This window comes from Streptomyces sp. NPDC051684 (assembly GCF_044453445.1).
GTDB lineage: Bacteria > Actinomycetota > Actinomycetes > Streptomycetales > Streptomycetaceae > Streptomyces.
In genome coordinates, this window is record NZ_JBITCS010000010.1 from 89,762 (window position 1) to 106,209 (window position 16,448).

13 protein-coding genes are annotated in these 16,448 nt (G+C 69.8%); 4 read left to right on the forward strand and 9 right to left on the reverse strand.

Translation table 11 applies throughout. The annotated features are described in order from the left end of the window. Positions 1–18: 18 nt before the first annotated feature. Positions 19–1,335 carry a phosphatidylserine/phosphatidylglycerophosphate/cardiolipin synthase family protein gene (locus ACIA8D_RS14675; RefSeq protein ID WP_399232010.1) on the reverse strand — a complete coding sequence of 439 codons (1,317 nt, stop codon included), beginning with the start codon at positions 1,333–1,335 and terminating at the stop codon, positions 19–21. Positions 1,336–1,510: 175 nt separating this feature from the next. Beyond that, positions 1,511–1,753, reverse strand: a complete 243-nt coding sequence (locus ACIA8D_RS14680; RefSeq protein WP_399232012.1) for a hypothetical protein — start codon at positions 1,751–1,753, stop codon at positions 1,511–1,513. A 323-nt stretch (positions 1,754–2,076) separates the two neighbouring features. On the opposite strand from ACIA8D_RS14680, the gene ACIA8D_RS14685 reads away from it, so the two are divergent. Together ACIA8D_RS14685 and ACIA8D_RS14690 are read left to right on the forward strand one after the other, a co-directional pair. Continuing rightward, a complete protein-coding gene (locus ACIA8D_RS14685) occupies positions 2,077–3,372 on the forward strand; it encodes a VWA domain-containing protein (protein WP_399232013.1) in 1,296 nt (431 codons plus the stop codon). Continuing rightward, on the forward strand, positions 3,372–4,151 hold the full coding sequence (locus ACIA8D_RS14690) for a hypothetical protein (RefSeq protein ID WP_399232015.1): 780 nt from the start codon (positions 3,372–3,374) through the stop codon (positions 4,149–4,151). The genes ACIA8D_RS14685 and ACIA8D_RS14690 overlap by 1 nt, the downstream gene beginning before the upstream one ends. A gap of 79 nt (positions 4,152–4,230) precedes the next feature. Here the strand turns inward: ACIA8D_RS14690 and ACIA8D_RS14695 are convergent, their stop codons facing one another. The 5 genes from ACIA8D_RS14695 to ACIA8D_RS14715 are packed head-to-tail and all read right to left on the reverse strand — an operon-like array spanning position 4,231 to position 11,726. Continuing rightward, entirely contained in the window at positions 4,231–7,245 is a 3,015-nt protein-coding gene (locus ACIA8D_RS14695; protein ID WP_399232016.1) for an alpha-mannosidase, read from the reverse strand. A 45-nt stretch (positions 7,246–7,290) separates the two neighbouring features. After that, positions 7,291–8,610, reverse strand: a complete 1,320-nt coding sequence (locus ACIA8D_RS14700) for a sulfatase-like hydrolase/transferase (protein WP_399232018.1) — start codon at positions 8,608–8,610, stop codon at positions 7,291–7,293. After that, positions 8,607–9,512, reverse strand: coding sequence for a carbohydrate ABC transporter permease (locus tag ACIA8D_RS14705; protein ID WP_399232019.1), 906 nt, complete (start codon positions 9,510–9,512; stop codon positions 8,607–8,609). The genes ACIA8D_RS14700 and ACIA8D_RS14705 overlap by 4 nt, the downstream gene beginning before the upstream one ends. After that, a complete protein-coding gene (locus ACIA8D_RS14710; RefSeq protein ID WP_399232021.1) occupies positions 9,509–10,432 on the reverse strand; it encodes a carbohydrate ABC transporter permease in 924 nt (307 codons plus the stop codon). Before ACIA8D_RS14710 ends, ACIA8D_RS14705 begins: the two co-directional genes overlap by 4 nt. Positions 10,433–10,439: 7 nt before the next feature. After that, a complete protein-coding gene (locus tag ACIA8D_RS14715) occupies positions 10,440–11,726 on the reverse strand; it encodes an ABC transporter substrate-binding protein (RefSeq protein ID WP_399232023.1) in 1,287 nt (428 codons plus the stop codon). Between the two features lie 186 nt (positions 11,727–11,912). Between ACIA8D_RS14715 and ACIA8D_RS14720 the strand changes: the two genes are divergently transcribed. Further along, positions 11,913–13,130: an ROK family transcriptional regulator gene (locus ACIA8D_RS14720; protein ID WP_399232025.1), complete on the forward strand. Its 1,218-nt coding sequence runs from the start codon at positions 11,913–11,915 to the stop codon at positions 13,128–13,130. A 512-nt stretch (positions 13,131–13,642) separates the two neighbouring features. On the opposite strand, the gene ACIA8D_RS14725 is transcribed toward ACIA8D_RS14720, so the two are convergent. Together ACIA8D_RS14725 and ACIA8D_RS14730 are read right to left on the reverse strand one after the other, a co-directional pair. Next, positions 13,643–14,329 carry a hypothetical protein gene (locus ACIA8D_RS14725; protein WP_399232027.1) on the reverse strand — a complete coding sequence of 229 codons (687 nt, stop codon included), beginning with the start codon at positions 14,327–14,329 and terminating at the stop codon, positions 13,643–13,645. A 227-nt stretch (positions 14,330–14,556) separates the two neighbouring features. After that, positions 14,557–15,648, reverse strand: a complete 1,092-nt coding sequence (locus ACIA8D_RS14730; RefSeq protein WP_399232028.1) for a PP2C family protein-serine/threonine phosphatase — start codon at positions 15,646–15,648, stop codon at positions 14,557–14,559. 389 nt (positions 15,649–16,037) lie between these two features. On the opposite strand from ACIA8D_RS14730, the gene ACIA8D_RS14735 reads away from it, so the two are divergent. Then, positions 16,038–16,442, forward strand: coding sequence for a hypothetical protein (locus ACIA8D_RS14735; RefSeq protein ID WP_399232030.1), 405 nt, complete (start codon positions 16,038–16,040; stop codon positions 16,440–16,442). Positions 16,443–16,448: the final 6 nt, after the last annotated feature.

The following is a 16,448-nucleotide window of genomic DNA, read 5'->3' on the forward strand; positions in this document are numbered from 1 at the left end:
GGGGGGGGCCGAGAACGCCTACTGCTCGATCTGCTCGGGGTCGATCGGGATCTCGGGGGCCGTCTTCTCGGCGCGCTCCTCGGCGATCAACTCCCGCGCCACGGTCCCGCAGCAGCGGTCGAACTGGTTCTGCCAGTCCGTCTTGAACATGTCGTAGCTGGACTGGCCGACCAGCTTCAGATCCGACTCGTCGTTGTGCCAGACGCCGTTGCTCGTCCAGTTCGAGGAGCCGACGAACACGACTCTGGCATTGGTCGCCCCCGCGTAACCGCCGCTGACCATCATGTACTTGTCGTGCGTGTAGTGCAGAGCGTTGCCGTTCGCGTCGGTGCCGCGGCTGGTGTCGTGCACGTCGATGTTCGGCCGGTCCTTCAGGTAGTTCTGCACGCTGCCGTCAACCTGGCCGGCGGTGAAGAGTATCCGTATCTTTACGCCGGTCTTCGCCAGGCTCACCAGCTTCTTCGGCAGCTCCAGATAGTTCCGGTCGCCCGGCTCTCCGTGAGAGGTCCACTGGAACATGGCGACGTTGATCGTGGCCGGTGCCTTGATGTTGTTCAGGAAGTCGACCCAGGTGTCGCTTCTGGAGCGCGCCTTGGGCCACTGGTAGGAGGGCGGGGACAGCGTCGTCCTGGCGTCCGTGCCGCTGGTGGAGTTGTAGTAGTCGGGCACCAGCGGGCCCGGGCCGTTGAGCGCACCCTTGGCCATGGCCGTGAAGTAGCGGAGATAGGAGTTGTACAGGTCGACGTTGCCCTTGACGGTGGCGCCGCTGTTCCACGCGGTCTTGGCCTGGGCGGAGGTGGGGTTGGCGCTGCTGACGGTCACCGTCCTGTTCGCGTCGCTCCCGCCGCTGAGCATGTAGTACTTCGCGTGCAGGGCGGACCCGGCGTAGTGGGTCAGGCAGCCGCCCGGGCACAGCGCGGCGAAGCTGGAGGCTCGCGGGTCGTTGCCCAACTCGGTGACCAACGACTGCCAGACCGCGTTGTCGCTGTGCGAGTCCATCAGCGTCTTGACGATGACGCCGCGCTGGTGCGCGGCGATCAGGGCGTTCGCGAAGTCCGGGCCCGGGTTCGTCTTGCCTATCGAGTACATGGCGACGCGTATCGTCTGCCCGCAACTGGCGCTGTTGATCGATTCGATGATCGGGCCCATGACGTTCATCTGGGAGTTGGGGTCCTCCGGGTCGCTGAAACTCGGGCCCGGTCTCGAGGTGAACGTCCGGGACTCGCAACTGAGTGGAGTCTTGGCCTTCTTGACCGCCGCATGCGCCGTTGTGGGCGACAGGGCGGTGATGGCCAGCGCGGTGATCAACGTGAGTGTTCGGTGTGTTCGCTTCATGGACGTGCCTTTCTATGGGTTGTGTTGACGATGGCGAGACGGGGTGCTGCCGCGGTGCTCGACCCTGATCGACCCATGAGTGGTCGCTGCGGGGGGGGGACTGGTGGTCGACGTCGCAGTACGGGGGGCCTGTCCGGCAGTTCGGAGTGACGGGGTCGCCCGTCATCCGGTCGGATCAGCTGCCCGTGGCTTCAGGGCAGTTGGCGGCGTTCGCCCCGAACCCGGAGAACGCGACGTCGCCGTAGCCCTCCCCGCAGAAATCCGCCTTGTCGTGCGTGACGGCGCCGCCCGCGCCGGCCGTGCCCGCCGACGCGGCGAGGAGGCCGCCGGTCACAGGCGCCGCCGAGGCGTTCGCTGTGGCGGCGCGGACGCGCGTGGGAGGCGGGGTCGGGGTGGTGGGGCGTATGTGCTCGGCCATGCGTTGAGCTCCTGCAAGGGACAGGGGCGTCCGGCGGACATCCCGCGTCGATAAGGTGCCGATTCGTTGGTTTTTGCCCGAAGCTGATCCAGACGTCACCCAATGTTCGGCAATCAGGAGACGCGTAAAGGCGTCCGAGGGTTGCACGAGAAACCAGGGAAGCTGCCGTGACGCTGCGCACGTTGAGCCGGAGGGCGAGCAAGGTACCCGGGCGCTCGGGCGCATCTGTCCGAAGAGCCGGACGGTGACCGCCGTGGCCGGCTCCGGGCCCCGGGAGGAGGGCCGTTTTGGTCTTCTCCCGTGATGATCCATAAGATCCGCCGATGATCATCAGACAACGGCTGGCGGCGGGCCTGTGTGCCCTGCTCGCCGCCCTCGCCGTCGGCGGCCTGCCGCCCACCCAGGCGTATGCCGATGGGGCCGACGAAGAACCGGCGCCTCAGGTCGAACTCGTCCTGGACGCAAGCGGATCCATGCGCGCCCGCGACATCGACGGCGGCTCCCGGATGGCCGCGGCGAAGCAGGCGTTCAACGAGGTGCTCGACGCGACACCCGACGAGGTGGAGCTCGGGATCAGGACGCTCGGGGCCAACTACCCCGGAGAGGACCGGAAGACGGGCTGCAAGGACACCGAACGGCTCTACCCGGTCGGTCCGTTGGACCGCACCGAGGCCAAGACGGCCGTGGCCACGCTTCAGCCCACCGGCTGGACGCCGATCGGGCCCGCCCTGCTCAAGGCGGCCGACGACTTCACGTCCGGCGCCGACACCGGCGCCAAGCGCATCGTCCTCATCAGCGACGGCGAGGACACCTGTCAGCCGCTCGACCCGTGCGAGGTGGCCCGCGAGATGTCCGCCAAGGGCATCGGTCTGACCATCGACACGCTCGGGCTCGTCGCCGACGCGAAGACGCGTGAGCAGCTGTCCTGCATCGCGGACGCGACCGGCGGCACGTACACCGCCGTCCGGCACAGGGATCAACTCTCGGACAAGGTCGGTCAATTGGTCGACCGTGCGGCCGACCCGGTGATCACGCCGGTGGCTGTCGACGGCGCCGCGCAGTGCGCCGACGCGCCGCGGCTCAAGGCCGGCCTCTACACCGACCGCGAGAAGTTCGGTGAGCACCGCTTCTACCGCGTCGACGTCGAACCGGGACAGGAGCTGCGCGCCTCGGTGAGCGTCGCGGCCGACCGGGCGGTCAACCAGGACTACGGCGTGCTGCTGCGCGCACTCACCACGCACGGCCGGGAGATCGTACGCGGGCAGGAAGCTGGCGACGGGCGCACCGACGTCCTCTCGACGGGCCTGCGTTACCCGAAGTCCGAGCAGGACGAGGACAACGAAACGGATGAGGCGCAGGACGAGGCACAGGCGGAGACGGTCTGCCTCCAGGTCTCGCAGTCCTTCTCCGCGCCCGCCTCGGTGAAGACCGCACCCGGCTTGCCGGTCGAGCTGACGGTCGACCTGGTGGACGGCCCGGACCAGGCGTCCGACGTGGCCGCGTTCGGGCTCGGCAACGGCTGGTGGCTGCTGGCCGCCCTGGTCGTGGTCGGCTTCCTCGCAGGTGTGATCTGGGGCTGGCTCTCGCGCTGGCGTGTCGCTGTTTGGAGGACGAACTGATGCGATTCAGCACGCTGTTGGGGCGTACGAGACTGGTGGCGTGCGGTGTAATAGGCGCCGCCACCGCGCTGCTGGCGCTGGCCGGACCTGTCGCAGCGGACGAGGGTGACGGCACCGGCCAGAAGGCGCCGACGGAGGCGGGCACGTCGTTCCGTACGGCGGCGCAGACGCAGCAGGGCCAGAAGGCGACGGCGAGCGCGTCGACGGGGGACTACCTGTACTGGTCGTTCCCGGCCGACGCCGGTCAGCGCCCGACGGTGAAGGCGACCGTCGAGCTGCCCGAGCCGCAGGCCCGGCACGGCGCGCAGACCTGGCGCATCGACGTCTACGACGGGCTGAGGCGCCGTCAGTCCTGTCAGTACGGCATGCAGGCACGTGCCGTCAAGGCCGGGGCGAACCGTGTGGAACTCGCCTGCACGCTGCGTACGGTGCGCGCCTCGGCGGACGCCTGGAGCAACGACCCACTGCCCGGCACCTACTACGTCCGGCTCACGACGACCTCGCTCGCCGACGCCGACCTGGGGCAGCCGGTGACGGTGTCGATGGAGGCCCACTCGAAGGACATCGGCGGCGCGGCGGCGGTCGACGGCAGCCTGTCCACCCCGCTGGTCCCCGGCACGACCGCCTCCGCCGACCAGGCCGCGCCGGCGGACGGCTGGTCCTCGGCCTGGTGGACGAGCCGCTGGCTGTGGACGGCGACGGGAGCGGTGCTCGCGGCGCTGGCGGGCATCGGGGGCTACGCGCTGACGCGAGGAGGGGGTCGCCCGGCGGGGGTCTGACAGGCCGCGGATGCGAGGCGTGAGGGAGGGGGCGCCCTCAGTGCGGCGTCAGGGGCGTGGGCCCCTGACGCCGGGGCGGTTACGCCTTGCGCAGTCGCAGGGTCACGATCTCGAAGGGGCGGAGCGTGAGCTCGATCGGGTCGCCCCGCTCCCAGGTACGTACCTGAACCGCACCGTTGCCGAGGCTCGCGGCGTCACGCTCCAGGAGGTCCGTCGTCCAGGCGCGTGCGACGGCCTCCGACACGTCGACACGGGTGGTCGCCCGTCCGCCCCGCGCTTCGTAGAGCCGCACGACGAGGTCGCCGGAGCGGTCCTCGGCCAGCTTGACGGCCTCGACGACGACTGCGGGAGAGGGCACCGATACCAGGGGTGCCACCGCGCCCGCGCCGGTCACCGTGCGCACCGGGAGGTTCATCCGGTAGCCGGTGTCGAGGGCCTCGAGGACGGTGGGGGCCGGCCGTACCGCGGCGCGCAGCACATGGGTTCCCTGGTCGGCCTGCGGGTCGGGGAAGCGGGGTGCGCGCAGCAGCGACTGTCGTACGAGGGTGACGGTCGAGCCGTCGGCGGCCCAGCGGCGGGTGATGTCGTGCCCGTACGTCGAGTCGTTGGCGACTGCGACGCCGAAGTCGGGTTCGCCGACGTGCACCCAGCGGTGGGCGGCGGTCTCGAAGCGGGCCGCGTCCCAGGAGGTGTTGGTGTGCGTGGGGCGTTGCACGTGTCCGAACTGCACCTCCGACGAGGCCCGGTCGGCGTGCACGGCGAACGGGAAGGCAAGCTTGAGGAGCTTTTCCTGTTCCTTCCAGTCGACACGGGTCTCCAACTCCAACTCGCCGGCGCACGTACCTAGTTGGAAGGTCTGGGTGAACGTCGAGTTGTGGAAGGAGCGCCGTACGACGAGGCCTTCGGGGGTCGGCTCGACGGCGTCGGCCTCGCGCAGGTCGGTGATGTTGTGGCGGTAGTGGACATCGACGTCCCAGGCGTCCCACTGGTTGGGGGTGTCGCGGCAGACCTGGAGCAGCGCCGCGGCCTCCCCCTCGGCGATCAGTTCGCGTCCGGAGAGGTGATCGACGAGGGAGACGAGCAGGCCCGCCGCGTCGAAGGCGGCCCGGACGATGCCGTTGTCGAGGATCCAGCCATCCTCCCAGGCGCTGGGCGCAGTCCAGGCCGGGGCGGTGCCGGGGGCGGCGCCGAGCGCTGGGGCTCCGGCGGCGGCGACCGGCGCGCCGTTGAAGACGACGGGGGTGTCGCCGGGGCCGGCGAGCGTCTGCTGCGCCTGGTCGATGACACCGTCCAGCGTCCGTGCCAGGGCCGCGTAGTCGCGCTCCGCCTCCTGGTACACCCAGGCGATGGAGGAGCCGGGCAGGATGTCGTGGAACTGCAGGAGCAGGACGGTCCGCCAGATCTCGTCGAGCGACTCGTAGGGGTAGTCGGCGAGGCCGCGCCACGCGGCGGTGGCGCTCCACAGTTCGGCCTCGCGCAGCAGGTGCTCGCTGCGGCGGTTTCCCTGCTTCGTCCTCGCCTGTGAGGTGTACGTGCCGCGGTGCAGTTCCAGGTACATCTCGCCGGACCAGGTGGCGGGTGCGGGATGGGACTTCTTGGCGAGTTCGAAGAAGCGGCGGGGCGTGCCGACCTCGACGCGCGGCGAGCCCTCCAGGGAGCGGGTGCGGGCGGCTGCCTCCATCATCTCGCGGGTGGGACCGCCGCCTCCGTCGCCGAAGCCGAAGGGGACGAGCGAGACGTTGGAGAGCCCCTTCTCGGCGTACTGGCGCTCGGCACGGGCCAGTTCGGCGCCGGAGAGCTCCGAGTTGTAGGTGTCGGCGGGCGGGAAGTGCGTGAAGACGCGGGTGCCGTCGATGCCCTCCCACCAGAACGTGTGGTGGGGCATCCGGTTGGTGTCGTTCCAGGAGATCTTCTGCGTCAGGAACGAGTCGGCTCCGGCCGCGCGCGCGATCTGCGGCAGCGCGGCGGTGTAGCCGAACGAGTCCGGCAGCCACACGTCCTGGGGTTCGAAGCCGAACTCGCGCAGGAAGAAGCCCTTGCCCTGGACGAACTGGCGGGCCAGGGCCTCGCCGCCGGGCAGGTTGGTGTCCGACTCGACCCACATGCCGCCCACGGGGACGAAGCGGCCCTCGGCGACCCGTGCGCGGATCCGCTCGAACAACTCGGGATAGTGCTCCTTGACCCACGCGTACTGCTGGGCACTGGAGCAGGCGAACACGAAGTCCGGATTCTCGTCCATGAGGGCGAGCACGTTGGAGAAGGTGCGGGCGCACTTGCGGATGGTCTCGCGGGTCGGCCACAACCAGGCCGAGTCGATGTGCGCGTGGCCGACGGCGACGACCCGGTGGGCGCTCGCGCTCGCGGGTGCGGCCAGCACCCCGGCGAGCGCCTCGCGTCCGGCGGCCGCGGTCTCGGCCACACGGTCGGGATCCACGACGTCGCACATCCGCTCCAGAGCGCGCAGGATCTCCGCGCGGCGCGGCAGCGACGCCTCCAGCTCACCCATCAGGCCCACCAGCGTCCACACGTCGCGCAACAGGGCGTCGACGGTGAGGTCCCGTTCGACGAGATCGACCCGGCGCAGCGTGTAGATCGGGTCGGTGCCGGCGGTCTTCTTGTCGCCCAGCGGAGTCGGCAGATAGAAGTAGTGGCCGCCGACGTCGGGGTTGGAGGCGCCCTCGACGTACAGGTCAACGGGTCCCGGGCCGAGAGGGATCGCGTTGTTGAGCGGTTCGAGGCCCTTGGCGATGGTGCCGTCCGGGCGGTAGACGAGTCCCTCGGCCTGGAAGCCCGGCTGGCGGTCCGAGAAGCCGAGGTCGACGACGAGCTCCAGGGCAATGTCCGGTCCGCCCCAGCCGGCGGGGATGTCGCCGGTGACGTGGAACCAGGTGGTGCCCCACGGCCTGCTCCAGGGCGTACCGGGCGTGATCGGCGCGTACTCCTGCTTGACGGCCTCGGCGAAGGGGACGGGCTCGTCGGGCACGTCCCATGCCGTCACGTCGAGAGCGAGGTGCCGGCGTTCCAGGGCCGGGGCGATGCGCTCACGGACGAAACGCTCGACGCGCGACTCGATCTGTGCGGTGCTGTCGTGCATCAACTCTCCATAAGGAAAAGGCTGTTGGCTGCGTGCGGGAGGGGGCTACACCGTGGCGGCGGCCGCGCGGTTCCAGTCGGCGCAGCGCTTGCCCCACTGCTCGACCTGCGCGCGCATCTCCTCGAAGCGTTCGGGGTGGGAGGGCGCCAGGTTGTGCTCCTCGGCGGGGTCGGCGTCGAGGTCGTAGAGGCCTTCGGTCACGGCGACGGCCTCCTCCATGCTTTCGCAGCCGTTCAGGACGGCCTTCCAACGGCCGAGGCGGCCGGAGAGCTGGCCCTCGTACTTCCAGAAGTGCCAGCGGTCGGGTCCGGCCTCGCCCGCCGCCAGTTCGGCGAGCACCGAGCGGCCGTCGAGGTTCTCGTCGCTGGGCCGTGTGCCGTCGACGGCTTCGAGGACGGTGGGCAGAACGTCGGACATGCAGCCGACGACGGCGCCGTCGCCGCCCGACGGGAGACCGGCCGGCCAGGAGATGATCGTGGGTACGCGGACGCCGCCCTCGAACAGCGAGCCCTTGTGGCCGCGCAGACCACCGGCCGAACCGCCGTCGTAGGAGATCTCCTCGCCGTCGAGCCAGTTGCGCTCCTCAATGGAGGGGCCGTTGTCGGAGGAGAACAGAACGAGTGTGTTCTCGCGCAGCCCCAGGCGGTCCAGGGTGGCGAGGATTCCGGCGATCGCGTCGTCCATGGCCTTCACCATGGCGGCCATCATCTGCCGCCCGGCGGGCAGGTGCGCGAACTGGGCCACGTACTCCGCGGGGGCGTGCATCGGATAGTGCGGCGCGTTGAACGGGACGTAGCAGAGGAACGGGTTCTCCGCGTTGCGCTCGATGAAGTCGGCGGCGCGGTGACCGATCACCGTGGTGAGGTACTCGCCGTTGTACCAGACCTCGTCCTCGCCCTCCCACAGGTCGTGCAGGGGGTTGTGATCGCCCCAGTAGTAGATGTGGGAGTAGTAGTCGACGCAGCCGGCGAGGAATCCGAAGTGCTCGTCGAACCCCCGCTTGAGCGGGCCGTACTCCGGGTCGACGCCGAGGTGCCACTTGCCGAATATCCCGGTCGCGTAGCCGCGCTCTCGCAGCTCGCTCGCGAGGGTGGGCTGGTCGGGCAGGCCGACGGTGCGCCGGGTGCCGCCGAGGATCGCCTCGACCCCGGCATGCGCCGGGTGGCGACCGGTGAGCAGGGAGGCCCGGGACGGAGAGCAGACCGGGGAGTTCACGTACCACTGCGGCAGGCGCACGCCGGAGGCGGCGAGACCGTCGAGGGCGGGGGTGTCGAAGTCGTCGGCGCCGAAGCAGCCGAGGTCTCCCCAGCCGAGGTCATCGGCGTAGATGACGACGACGTTCGGGCGGTCGATCGGTGATGTCATTCCTTGACGCTCCCAGCAGCCATTCCGGCGACGAGTCGTTTCTGTGCGAGGGAAAAAAGCACGATGGTCGGGACCGTGGCCACCGTCGCGGCGGCCATGATCATTCCCCAGTCGCTGGCGTACTCCCCGAAGAACGAGGAGAGCCCCACCTGGACGGTCTTGTGGTCGTTGCTCGTCATCAGAACGCTGGAGAAGAAGTACTCCTCCCATGTCGCGATGAACGTAGTGATGACCACGGTGGAAATGCCGGGCAGCGCGACCGGCACGATGACCCGGAAGATGACGCCGACCGTCGAGCAGCCGTCGATGCGTGCCGCCTCGTCCAGGGCGAGCGGGATGGTGTTGAAGTAGCTCAGCGTCAGATAGATCGCGAGCGGCAGCGTCATCGCGACGTAGACGAGGGTCAGACCCACGTACGAGTCCAGCAGGCCGAGCTCGCCGAGCGCGATGTACATCGGCGTGATCAGCACGACGAAGGGCAGGAGTTGCGTCGCGAGGACGACCATCAGGATCGAGCCGCGCAGCCGGAAGCGGTAGCGGGACAGCCCGTACGCGGCGAGGCAGGCGAGCACGACGGTGCAGGCGGTGCTCGCGACGGAGACCAGGAGGCTGTTCGCGAGGTAGCGGCCGAAGTCGGAGTCGGCGAACAACCGCTGGTAGGCGCCGAAGCCGAGGCCGTGCAGGTACTCGCCGACCGGCACCTTCGCGGCGAGCGCCGTCGAGGGCCGCAGTGAGGTGAACACCATCCACAGCACCGGAAAGACGATCACCAGCAGGATCGCGAGGGTCGGCACGACCACCAGCAGGTCGCGGGCCCGCCGGCCCGAGGCGCGGGGGCGGACGGCCGCCCGGCCGGAGGCGCCGGCCGTCGTCGCCGGCCGTGTCGTGACGTCGGTGGTCATGCGGACCGCCCCTCTCGTTCTCCGGTCATCCGCAGGTACACGAGGGCGAACAGGGCCATCACCACGGTCATGACGATGCCGATCGCGGCACCCTCCCCGAGGTGATTGGAGACGAACGCCGCCGAGTACAGGCGGGTGGCGAGGACCTGGGTGTACGTACCGGGGCCTCCGGCGGTGGAGAGCCACACGTAGACGAAGTTGTTGAACGTCTGGATCACGGTCATCAGGACGACGACCACCATGACGGGGCGCAGGCCGGGCAGCGTGATGTACCGGAAGGACTGGAAACGGCCCGCCGAGTCGAGGGCGGCGGCCTCGTACCGCTCCTTGGGTATGGACTGCAGGCCCGCCATCAACACGACGACGACAAAGGGCAGCTCGCGCCAGACGATGATGGTGGCCACCGCCCACCACGCCGTGCTCGTCTGCGCGAGGAACGCCTCGCCGTGCGGCAGGATGTGCAGGGCGACCAGGAACTGGTTGAGGACCCCGGTGTCCGCGTCGAAGATCCACTTCCAGCAGGCCACCGCCACCACGGGCGGCACCATCCAGGGGACCAGGACGAGGGTGCGGCTCAGGCCCCGCAGCCGCCAACGTTCCAGGACCGGGCTCTGCAGCAGCAGGGCGAGTCCCAGGCCGATCGCGAGCCGGGCCACCACGGTGACGACGGTCAGCCAGACGACCGTGTTGAACGTGGCGGAGCCGGTCTCCGGATCCTGGAAGAGCTTCACGAAGTTGTGGAAGCCCACCCACTCGGCGTCGCTCGGCAGGTCGTAGGGGGTCAGTTTCTGGAAGGCCAGCACCACGTTGTAGATGCCGGGGAAGAGGAAGAGGACGCCGATGACAACGAGCGCCGGGAGCGTCAGCGCGTAGGGGAGGCGGTTGGCCGAACGGGGCGCGTCGGTCGTACGGGAAGCCATCGGGCGCTCAGTCCTCCAGAGCCTGGTCGAGGCCGTCGAGGATCGTGCCGGCCGCGTCCTCGCTGGACCGCTGGCCGGAGTAGACGGCCGAGAAGTTCTGGTCCACCACCTCCTGGAACGAAGTGATCGTCGCGCCCGACCCCAGATAGCGTCCGAACGAGCGGGCGTGTGGCAGCTGGTCGGTGTAGGCCTTCTGCGACGCCGGTACGGCCACGGTCTCGAGCGTCGTCTTCGACGCCGGGAGCTGGTTGTAGGTCTTGAACGTCGTGGCGCTCATCAGGTACTTGACCACCTTCCACGCCGCGCCCGGGTGCGCGGTGTTGCGGTTGATCCCGAGCGCGCGCCCGCCGAGGTGCGTGGCGCCGGTCTTCAGCCCCTCGGGCATCACAGCGGCCCTCAGCTCCGTGCCCGACTTCTTGGCCTGCTGCCGCAGCGGTGCGAACGTGGACGGCGGCAGATAGCTCATTGCGCAGCTGCCGCGGGCGAGGCCGTTGACGATGGTGGGGTCGCTGTAGTCCTGCACCGCCTTGTTGCCGGCGGGGGTGGCGCCGGAGCGGAACAGGCCGGCGAAGTAGTCGATGGCCCGGGTCAGTTGGCGGCGCGAGACGCCGGTGGTCCAGTCGCCGTCCGCGTCCTTCTTCACGAGCGTGCTGTCGTGCGACCAGAGGAAGTAGTTGATGGCGAACCACTGGGCGCTCGTGACGGACCCCGAGCCGGGGAAGCAGAACCCCTTGGTCGCGCCGGAGCCGTGCGCACTGATCCGTTTGGCGTCGGCGGCCAACTCCTCCCATGTCGTGGGCGGGTGGGTGATACCGGCGTCGGCGAGCGCCTTTGGGTTGTGGACCAGGGCCATGGTGTCGGCGGTCCAGGGCATGGCCCAGGTCTTGCCCTCGAATCGGGTCGCGTCCGTGGCGAGGAGGCCGCTCGCGCCGGCCGGTGGATCCTTGTCGAGGTAGGAGTCCAGCGGCAGCAGGATCCTCGGCCTGGCCAGGAACTGGACGTCGCTGTAGCCGATCTGGTCGATGTCGGGGCCCGAACCCGAGTTGGCCTCGCGTGCGAACTGCTGCACGTTGTTCGGGCTGAGCGTCTCCAACTCGACCTGGATGTGCGGGTGGCGCTCGTTCCAGGTGTGGATCGCGGCGGCCAGTCCCTTGGTCTCGCTCTCCGGGTCGAACTGCCGCAGCACCAGTTTCACCGGCCCGGAACCCGAGTCCGATCCGGAGCCCGAGCAGGCAGTGAGCGGGGCGACGAGGCAGAGCGCCAGGGCGGCCAGCGTCGGTTTCGGCAGTTTCATGATGCCTCTCCCTTGAAGATCATCACTGCGCGGCGGATGCTGGAAGCTAACACAATCAATTTGATTTGCACGAGCCCCAGTTGGTGCTTCCCGCCCCGACCTGCTGGTTTCTCATCTAGGATCTGGCGCACCCCGTGCACCGTTGCGGATCAAGGATGTTCGGCCCCCGTGGAGGTGCAGATCAGGATGGAACGACGTGGCTCCAACCTTCCGCGCGTCGGCGACTACAACCAGCTGCTCGTACTGGACCTGGTACGGCGCGGCGCGTGCATCAGCCGCGTCGAACTCACGCGGCGCACCGGCCTGTCGGGACAGACCGTCTCCAACATCTGTGCGCGGCTCGTCGACGCCGGACTCATCGAGCCCGCGGGGCGCACGGAGGCCGAGACCGGGGCGCGCAGGACGATGTTCAGGGTGGTGCCCGGCGGCCGGTACTCCGTCGGTCTGCACATCGACCCGGCCCGGATGACGGCGGTCCTGCTGAACCTTGCCGGAGAGGTGGTGGACCGGGCCTCCATCGCCACCCCGACCACGGACGGCCCCGAGGATGCACTGGACGCGATCGTCGCCGCCGTCGATGACCTCGCGCGCCGCAACCGGGTCCCACGCCAGCGCCTTTCGGGCCTCGGTGTCTCAACCCCCGGGCCGGTCCTGGCCGATGCTGTGGTCGGGCCGCCCAATCTGCGGGGCTGGGGCGTGGTGCGCCTGCGCGAGGAACTGGAGCACCGCACCGGCCTGCCCGTCGTACTGGAGAAGGACACCATCGCCGCGGCCACGGGTGAACTCTGGGCGGGCGGCGGCGCGTTCACCGATTTCGCCTTCGTCTACCTGGGCACCGGCATCGGCGCGGGCGTCGTTCTGGACGGCGAGGTCAAACGCGGCTCCTCCAACAACCTCGGCGAGATCGGCCACCTGAGCGGCGACCCCGACGGCCCGCCATGTCCCTGCGGCGGCCGCGGCTGCATCGCGCTCACCTGCGCGCCGGCCCACCTGGTCGCGGCCGCCGTCGACGTCGGCGCACTCGGCCCCGTCGATCTCCAGGACCATCTCGGCGTAGAGACCGCACTCACCCGCCTCTGCGCGCTCGCCGACGCCGGTGACGCGAATTGCGCAGCCATCGTGGAGCGGTCGGCGCAAGCCATCGGCCGCGCGGCGGGCCAGCTCGCGAACGTCCTGGATCTCGCCACGGTCGTGCTCGGCGGGCCCAACTGGTCTGCCCTGTCGGCCATTTACCTCAAGGTGGTCCCTCCTATCGCCGCGTCCTTGCTGACGGTCAGCAACGTCCACGGTGTCCAGGTGTGCGGCACGACACTGGGCGAGGACGGCGGGGCGATCGGGGCGGCGTCACTGGTGATGTCGTCGATGGCTTCCGCACGGTCGGAGCGATTGTTTCTTCCTGGGTGATCGGCGGTGCGGTCGGCTGCGAGTGGACCGGGGAGCCCTGCCGGTTCCCCGCCGCTCGCTCGTCCCGACTACCACCCGGAATGGGACGGCGCGGCCACCGGGCGCGGCCCGCACCCCGGACTCGCCGAAGCCCTGCGCCCGCCCACGTACTTCCCGCTGATCAGCATGAATGAGCGGGACGCCCTCCAAGGCCGCTCGACCGCTTCGACGCGGACGCGGTTCGCGGAGTGGACACCGAGTACGGGCGGGGCGCCAGTGAACAGGACCGCCACCTCGGCGACCCCGCGAACACCCCCAACCCGTGCCTGGCACCGCCGGCGAAGGCCCCCTTCTACGCCGTACCCGTCCATGCCGGCGTATTCGGCACGGCAGGCGGCCTGCGCACCGACTGGCCGGGCGGCCGGAGAAGGAAGGGACGCGGGCTGGAGGGATCGCGCGTCGAGTGGTGCGGTCGATGGCGGTCGAGCGATGCCGCAGCCGCCGCACGGGTCGATGCCCGAGCGGCGGCACCCTCACACGGTGAGCCGGAAGGAGCGCACGGTCGTCACCGCTGTCACGGCGGCGAACAGGGAGGCGAGCGCGGCCAGTCGGAGTCCGGCCGTGCGCAGTTCGCCGGGTGCGGCGAGACCGCGTGTCGGTGCCCGCTGTTCAGGGTCGTAGACCACCGCGAGTTGATCGCCCGGCTGTTTCGCCGCGGTGCATCCCCGCCATACCTGTGTGGTGAGCGGTTCGGTCGCCGTGCCGCCCGAGACCGAACAGAGGCGACGCGCCGCGGAGTGAGCCGCCTCATCGGTCCACTCGACTGCCGTGACATGCAAGGACTCCACTCGTCCCCGTGTCTTCAGCGCCACGCCGGCGGCGATCTGCGGTGTCGTGAGCGCGAGGCATACGCCAAGTGCGGCGACGACGCCGATCAGCGCGCGTCCGGCGCGAACCGTGGCCAGGTGGACGAGCACCACGCCGAGGACGAAGAGCCCGACCTCGCCGCTGCCCAGTGCGGTCGGGCCCCACCACATGCCGGCGAATCCCACGCCGGCCACGGCCGCGGTGCCCAGGACGCCGACAGCGAGTCCGCGCACCACCAGTCGCCGGCCCGGCAGGCCGACGAACTCGGCGGGACCCCACAGTGTGGTCCGGAGATGGTCGACGAGGCCCCGCGCGGGCGTGGGGCGCCGACGGCGTACCCGTTCGCCTCGCATGAGTCCCTCCTGCAAAGTCGGCCGACAAGCACCCTTGCATTATGCAAAATGAAGGGAGCTGGTGTGAAGGCGGCGTGATGAAGGCGTCTCGGGGGTCACCATGGCGTGTCGCGGTCGAGGGCGCCACGTGCAACAGTTCGGCGAGCGTCACGGGTTTGGTTGCGCCGCGCGAAGACACCGTCCATGACCCCAAGCGGGGGTGCCGCGCTTCGCATGCCGCCTTCGACTCATTGCCCGTCCTTTGCGTCCCAGGGCTGGTGATAGCGCAGCAGGAGCATCGCGGCGTCGTCATGCAGGGGACCCGCCGCATGGCGGACCACGTCCTCGCGCAGGTCCTCCAAGGCATTCTGGGCGTCCTTGTGGACGAGCAGAGCCGGCGCCTGCTCGGGGAGTGGATAGAAGACCCCGGTGGCGTCACGGGCCTCGGTCACCCCGTCCGTGTACAGCAGGAGTTGCTGGCCGGGCCGGAATTCGACCGGGTACGGGGCCGGGGAGTCGCCGCCGTGCATCCCCAGGCCGAGCGGAAGCGCGAACGCGGGCGGTTCCGGCAGGTCGACCGTGCCGTCCTCGCGAAGGAGAAGCGGTGGCGGATGGCCGTGATTGAGGAACACGACCTGCTCCGCCTGCGGCCGTACCTCGGCCAGGATCGCGGTGACGAACTTCTCTCCATTGGCCTCGCGCGCCATGCTGCGCTCGAGTCGGGCGCCGATGGCCGACAGGTCCGGCTCCTCGTGCGCGGCCTCCCGAAAGGTACCCAGGACGACAGCCGCGGTTTCGACGGCGGCAAGTCCCTTGCCCTGCACGTCACCGACGATGACCCGGATTCCGTGCGGCGAGGCGACCACCTCGTACAGGTCGCCGCCGATGCGGGCCTCGGCCAGGGCGGAGGTGTACGACACCGCGACTCTGAGTGGTCCCGCGCTGCGGGGGACCGGCCGCAGCAGCACTCGCTGTGCGACCTCCGCGATCGATCTGACGCTGGCCAACTCCGCTTCGCGCCGCCGTCGCATGACGGCGGCTGCGACCCCGGTCGCGGTGACGCCGGCCACCGACAACATCGCCGTGTACCCCCGTCGGGTTTCGAACAGCCCGTCGTACAGCCCCAGGCTCGCACAGAGCACCAGCGCGACCACGCCGGTCAGCATGGTGCGCCGCCATGTGCCGATCAGCCCGGCGAAGGCGGGCCCGAGCGACACCAGCGGAAGAAACCCCACTTCAGGACCGGCTGTGAGGTCCACCCCGGCCACAACCGCCATTGCCGCGACGGGCAGCCAGGACAGAACCAGCTGTCGGTCCTGTCCCTCGACGATGGTGGCCATGGTGCTCCCGGCGGTGTTGCTTCGGCGTGCGAGCCGCCTTCGCCGAGCGACCCTCCCCCCGAGCTTTAGACTATGCAAAGATTGCCTCGCCTCACGGGAACGGACGGGGAGCCGTTACCCAATCGAGTCCGCTGTCCGCAGTGCCGTCCCGGTGGATTCCCGGCGTAAGGCCCCCACTCCTGCCGTGACTTGATGACGCTTCCTTAACTCGCCCGGCATGAAGGACGTCGTGAACGTTGCTGGAAACCGGCAGTGTGCCGTCGCGCTCACGACGGCAAGATGGGGCCCGGCGGAGCGCTGAGGACGACCCCGATGCCGAACATCGGCAGCCGGCCGCACGGCTGATGGTGTCCGGCGCCGGAGCCGTGAATTGCGAGGGGGGATGGGGCATGGAGGTGTTCTACGCGGCGGCCACCGGGCTCCCGACGGTCGTCTTCACCGCGGCCGTGGCCGTCGTCGTCTGTTTCTGGCTGCTTGTCGCCGTGGGCGCGGTGGGTGTCCGGTCCTTCGACCGTGATGTCGACCTGAGGCGCTGGGGGACGGGAGGCGTTCCCGCCGCCGTCGTGCTCTCGTTGCTGTGCGCCCTGACATGGGGCCTGGACCTCACGATCACGATCCCGCTGGCGGCCATGGTCCCCACGGGATCGGCTCATCTGCTCCTCGAACTCGTTGGTGCCGCCGTTGCCTCGACCGTCGCCTGGCGGCTGACGCGGGCGGCAGCCCGGCCGCTGGCCAAGCGGTGGCCCGATGAACCGGAGCCTGCGGGCCGGTATCTCGCCCCGCCACGCGTCTGACCCCGA

Bases quoted from the DNA above. Each gene is read 5' to 3' on its own strand.
- ACIA8D_RS14675 (WP_399232010.1), bottom strand. From the start codon at position 1,335: ATGAAGCGAACACACCGAACACTCACGTTGATCACCGCGCTGGCCATC.
- ACIA8D_RS14680 (WP_399232012.1), bottom strand. From the start codon at position 1,753: ATGGCCGAGCACATACGCCCCACCACCCCGACCCCGCCTCCCACGCGC.
- ACIA8D_RS14685 (WP_399232013.1), top strand. From the start codon at position 2,077: ATGATCATCAGACAACGGCTGGCGGCGGGCCTGTGTGCCCTGCTCGCC.
- ACIA8D_RS14690 (WP_399232015.1), top strand. From the start codon at position 3,372: ATGCGATTCAGCACGCTGTTGGGGCGTACGAGACTGGTGGCGTGCGGT.
- ACIA8D_RS14695 (WP_399232016.1), bottom strand. From the start codon at position 7,245: ATGCACGACAGCACCGCACAGATCGAGTCGCGCGTCGAGCGTTTCGTC.
- ACIA8D_RS14700 (WP_399232018.1), bottom strand. From the start codon at position 8,610: ATGACATCACCGATCGACCGCCCGAACGTCGTCGTCATCTACGCCGAT.
- ACIA8D_RS14705 (WP_399232019.1), bottom strand. From the start codon at position 9,512: ATGACCACCGACGTCACGACACGGCCGGCGACGACGGCCGGCGCCTCC.
- ACIA8D_RS14710 (WP_399232021.1), bottom strand. From the start codon at position 10,432: ATGGCTTCCCGTACGACCGACGCGCCCCGTTCGGCCAACCGCCTCCCC.
- ACIA8D_RS14715 (WP_399232023.1), bottom strand. From the start codon at position 11,726: ATGAAACTGCCGAAACCGACGCTGGCCGCCCTGGCGCTCTGCCTCGTC.
- ACIA8D_RS14720 (WP_399232025.1), top strand. From the start codon at position 11,913: ATGGAACGACGTGGCTCCAACCTTCCGCGCGTCGGCGACTACAACCAG.
- ACIA8D_RS14725 (WP_399232027.1), bottom strand. From the start codon at position 14,329: ATGCGAGGCGAACGGGTACGCCGTCGGCGCCCCACGCCCGCGCGGGGC.
- ACIA8D_RS14730 (WP_399232028.1), bottom strand. From the start codon at position 15,648: ATGGCCACCATCGTCGAGGGACAGGACCGACAGCTGGTTCTGTCCTGG.
- ACIA8D_RS14735 (WP_399232030.1), top strand. From the start codon at position 16,038: ATGGAGGTGTTCTACGCGGCGGCCACCGGGCTCCCGACGGTCGTCTTC.